Origin of the sequence: Actinomadura sp. 7K534 (assembly GCF_004348575.1) — a bacterium.
GTDB lineage: Bacteria > Actinomycetota > Actinomycetes > Streptosporangiales > Streptosporangiaceae > Spirillospora > Spirillospora livida.
The window spans coordinates 1-638 of the sequence record NZ_SMKB01000544.1; the positions used below are offsets into that span (position 1 = coordinate 1).

The following is a 638-nucleotide window of genomic DNA, read 5'->3' on the forward strand; positions in this document are numbered from 1 at the left end:
GGGTCAGGGTGTCGCGACGTCGGCGATGCCGGTTTCGCGGAGCCGCCGGTTGCGGAGCGCCTGTCCCGGGCCGGGCGGGGCGTCGGGCGGCTGGGGTGCGTCGGCGGTGGCTCCGACGTGGCAGGCGGTCTGGTCGCCGGGATCGAGGACGCGCTTCTCGTAGTCGGGGGGCCAGCGCAGCTGGAGCCGGCGGCCGCAGGTGGAGCATGCCCACTGTTCGAGTCCGGAGGCGTCGGCCTGGATCATCCGCATCTCGTGCGTGCTGTACACGGTGGTTTCTCCTCGACCTTGGACCGGTTCCGGTCACCTGGTGACTATTAGGTGATTGCCCACGTCAACCGGGTTAAACGGTTGAGGCAAGGGTCTTTATGGTCGAGGTCTCGTTGTTTTGTCTACCGCCCTAAACCGGGGGTTCGGGGCGGAGGGCGTCGCGGACGGCGGCGCCGATCTCGGCGATGGCCTCGGCGGGGCGGCGCGCGAACGCGCCCCAGCCGAGGAATCCGTGGTCCAGGCCGGTGCCGGTGATGAGGGTGACCGGGACCCCGGCGTCCCGCAGCCGCCCGGCGTGCCGTTCGGCCTGGGGCCGCAGGCGGTCGTACTCGGCGGTGGCGATGACCGCGGGGGGCAGGCCGCGGGGG

At 72.1% G+C, this 638-nt stretch carries 2 protein-coding genes; both read right to left on the reverse strand.

The genetic code is table 11. The annotated features are described in order from the left end of the window. Positions 1 to 3: 3 nt before the first annotated feature. Positions 4 to 270: a hypothetical protein gene (locus E1266_RS37625; protein WP_132055385.1), complete on the reverse strand. Its 267-nt coding sequence runs from the start codon at positions 268 to 270 to the stop codon at positions 4 to 6. Between the two features lie 130 nt (positions 271 to 400). Then, positions 401 to 638, reverse strand: a 238-nt coding sequence (locus E1266_RS37630; protein WP_165966390.1) for an alpha/beta hydrolase fold domain-containing protein, incomplete at its 5' end; no start/stop codon positions are given.